Here is a 3,352-nt window from a genome sequence, read left to right on the forward strand (position 1 = left end):
CCGAAGCGATTCACTATAACTAATTCTCCAAATATTACGCTAGTACCCTATTTCTCTAGGATAGGTGCGAGAATTGGGAAGTGCCTACCTAACTTGAGGAAGACATCCGATTGTTCGACATTAATGGGTTTATATGCGGCTGTCTGCCTGTCCCTATCCAGACTATGGAACGTTGCAGGGTAAAGTCAAATCAATAGCACCCGATGCGATCGCCCTTTCTAGAACAGATGGCAACGCAACTCAGGAAAGTCCCAGACCTGCGGTGGGGGGAACCTATGAAGTCACCATTCAACCCATGAAATTAACATTGCAGGCGAATGGACAAATATGCTCCATTCAATCCGGAATGGAGGGCAGCGTTGAAATTGTTTCCAGAGAGGAAACAATCTTACAGTTTTTTCTGAGAAAGGCGAGATTGCTTACCAGTTTATAAATTTGAGTGTCCTCTCAGTGTGTTTTCGGTTTCCACTGTAAAAATGCTGTTGTCAAGTCAACGTGTAAGAATTCACATAATCCATACCGTAGGATAAACCTTGGATTAAGTAGGAAGAAGCCAACTCGACTGCTAATCGAGCTAGTGGTATTCTATTGGGGTTATTTAATACACCTCTGAGCAGAAACCCTTTATGCCAAAACATCAAAATCAGCCCATTTCTACTCTATCCATCAACGACCTTGACAGCTTATTAGTTGAATTGACTGATGCTGAGTCCGCGCAGGTTACGGGTGGACTAGGGGCATCTACGTCCGCGCAGGTTACGGGTGGACTAGAGGCATCTACTCAACAAGTAGGGCTTGTCAATGTCAATGCCTCTAGCAATAATGTTGCAGTTCCGTTGCAAGCCAATCTAGATAACATAGATGTCTTGTAAAATCATTGGTTTATTCATTAACCGCTACGAGTTTGGCTTCAATGCCTGAACTGATCCACAGTGCATAGCGTGCTGTTAGCGTCAGCGTAACGTACCGAAACCAAGATAAACCGCGCGTTATGACGTTGCCGAACACACGCTACACAACCAGGTTGTCATTGCTAAATCTGTACGAACAAAGGGTGCTGGGTTAATAGATATCAAGCGAGTTGGCATTCAGGTAGGAACGCAGTAATTCAACTCCCGCAAGGGAAAATTGCTTGAGAATCGCGGTCATCCACCCCTCTGGAGAGTCATCGTTCGAGTGCCAGCCTCTAACAAGCCATTGATAACCCTGAACGATTGCGCTTCGAGCAACTTATGGCAACGTAGCTCTATAGGCACATTCCGTATAGCCGCAGTCTACTAAAAGGTCTCTTAAACTGTGATCTGTCAAGCCTTAAGAGCGCCAATTGATGAAAAATTCATCCAAATACTAAGCCAGGATAAACTTTTCTAGAGGAATATTGCCCTTTTTTCCCAATTTCGCAAGCAATTGCTGAAGTTCTTCTCGCTTCTCAGAAGACACTGCATTCTACTGATGTTGATGTGTTTCCTACCTTCACCTCACTTCGTACTCAATAAGCGAGAAGCAAGCTACAGTTTGAACAAGGTAAAGCGGGTTTGGCGATCTCTGGTAGAATTCTTTTTTCGCATCGCTTGAAGTGCAATTTGACTTGAGTCACTGAGGCCATCATCGCTGGTACAGTCACTGTACAGCTTACAATCTGGCTCCTTGAAGCTAAATGACCCGGAGACTACGCCTGCCTCAAGCATCCCGTATTGCTGCTACCTTCCGGTTCTGACAAGGTTTGGGCGTTGAAACCGCATAGTTCCAGGTCATAATTATCATAACATCATTTTGTCCTGTTTGAGTCAGGGAAAGACGAGGCACTCACTTCTGTCCTCACTCCACAAGGAGACGCCATTCGTGCAGGACATACTTGACGCAATGGTTTGGGATCAGCGGGTCTTGGGCAACAATAGCTTTTGCTTCGTCCATCGAATCGGCTTCAAATAAGAGCATTCCGCCTCCTCTCTCTGCCCAGTAGCCAGTTCTCGCCTTGTGCCCCTTGGCAATCAAGCCTTCGACGTAGGCTTTATGAGCTGGTACATATTGGTCAAAGGTGGCTTTATCAACGATGCCTTCTTCAATCTTTGCAAACCAGGGCATTTTAGACTTTGGACTATAGTACAAATTAAGAACGTTTAGTAATTTACCGATTTTGTTTATTTGGATAATTCAAAACGCCGCTTTTTCATCGCGTTCCTGCCGCCGCAGGACATTCAAGACTACGCTACAGAGATTAAAGAGTACTTCGCGAAAAACTACAATAGCCGACATGCTCTAAAGTCTCCACCCCACATTACTCTACAGCCGCCCTTTGAATGGCCTCTGGATAACGTATCAGTTCTTGAACAAACCCTCTCGACGTTTGCCGAGAGTCAAACGCCAGTGCCGATTATTCTCAAAGGCTTTGGGGCATTTGTGCCGCGTGTCATTTACATCAATGTCATCAAGACGCCAGAACTGATGAGTTTGCAAGGCTATTTGATGGCGCACTTAGAGGAATCTTTAGGCATTGTTGACCCAGTTTCTAAAACTCGTCCCTTCGCGCCTCACATGACAGTTGCTTTTTCCGACTTGACGCGGCAGAACTTCCGCGCTGCATGGCCTGAATTTCAGCGTCGAGAGTTAGAGTTTAAGTTTACAGTTTCTCACCTCACGCTACTCATTCATGATGGTAAGCAATGGAATGTCAGTAAAAATTTTGATTTTCCTGATACTGTCGAATGAGCTATAGCTCTGACGTACTTCCCCCTGTCTTGCACCTTAACCAAAGTGTGATTCCTGATGGCCTTGGGACACGCTAGGCTGGTGCTAACCTGTTTTATCAACTTAAAAGTAAACTCTGTGCTAACAACTTTTAGACTTTTGTAGCAGTGCAATCAAAGGGTATAACGCTATGGTTTGGTTTGTCTTAATATTTTTGTTTATTCTGCTGCTCTCTGCTACTCCGCTCCTCGGCAGCTTGAATGTACGCTGGTCTTTGCAAATAATGATTGGATTATTCGCTGCCTTTTTTATCGCCAGCTGGATTATCCTGATTTTTTACCCGCAATGGGGGTAACAAGTACCAAGCACCCTAACCTCAACAACCTTGCGTTTGTTGAAATAGGAATCAGACCCAACCTTTAATCTCAGCATCAGTGAGCGATCGCTCTAACTTGACATATTCGCTCTTTGCCGATTGTAGAATATGTTTCATCATCACTGGCTCTCCCGCATCCGCAGCAAGAAAGGCCGCATTTAAGGCAATATTGCGGATATTTCCCCCAGCGACATTCAATTTTCCCAACTTGTTCACATTTAGTTCCTGGGTTGGGGTTTGGCTGGGGAAGATGCGTTGCCAAATCTCGGCTCTAGCTTTCGCATCGGG

4 protein-coding genes, 1 other RNA gene and 1 pseudogene are annotated in these 3,352 nt (G+C 45.1%); 3 read left to right on the plus strand and 3 right to left on the minus strand.

Annotated elements, in window-relative coordinates:
• Positions 1-133: 133 nt before the first annotated feature.
• The gene (locus V6C93_RS30250; protein ID WP_333480389.1) at positions 134-433 is read left to right on the plus strand and encodes a hypothetical protein; all 300 of its coding nucleotides are present in this window, start codon (positions 134-136) and stop codon (positions 431-433) included.
• 193 nt (positions 434-626) lie between these two features.
• Positions 627-872 carry a hypothetical protein gene (locus V6C93_RS30255; RefSeq protein ID WP_333480390.1) on the plus strand — a complete coding sequence of 82 codons (246 nt, stop codon included), beginning with the start codon at positions 627-629 and terminating at the stop codon, positions 870-872.
• A 784-nt stretch (positions 873-1,656) separates the two neighbouring features.
• On the opposite strand, the gene ffs is transcribed toward V6C93_RS30255, so the two are convergent.
• Together ffs and V6C93_RS30265 are read right to left on the minus strand one after the other, a co-directional pair.
• Positions 1,657-1,753, minus strand: an RNA gene (gene ffs / locus V6C93_RS30260) — signal recognition particle sRNA small type.
• A gap of 65 nt (positions 1,754-1,818) precedes the next feature.
• Positions 1,819-2,085, minus strand: coding sequence for a YciI family protein (locus V6C93_RS30265; protein ID WP_333480391.1), 267 nt, complete (start codon positions 2,083-2,085; stop codon positions 1,819-1,821).
• A gap of 60 nt (positions 2,086-2,145) precedes the next feature.
• On the opposite strand from V6C93_RS30265, the gene V6C93_RS30270 reads away from it, so the two are divergent.
• Positions 2,146-2,709: a 2'-5' RNA ligase family protein gene (locus V6C93_RS30270; RefSeq protein WP_333480392.1), complete on the plus strand. Its 564-nt coding sequence runs from the start codon at positions 2,146-2,148 to the stop codon at positions 2,707-2,709.
• Positions 2,710-3,094: 385 nt separating this feature from the next.
• Here V6C93_RS30270 and V6C93_RS30275 read toward each other — a convergent pair.
• Positions 3,095-3,352: pseudogene (locus V6C93_RS30275) on the minus strand (ATP-binding protein); the annotation flags it as partial.

The organism is Allocoleopsis sp. (genome assembly GCF_036703385.1).
Lineage (GTDB): Bacteria > Cyanobacteriota > Cyanobacteriia > Cyanobacteriales > Coleofasciculaceae > Allocoleopsis.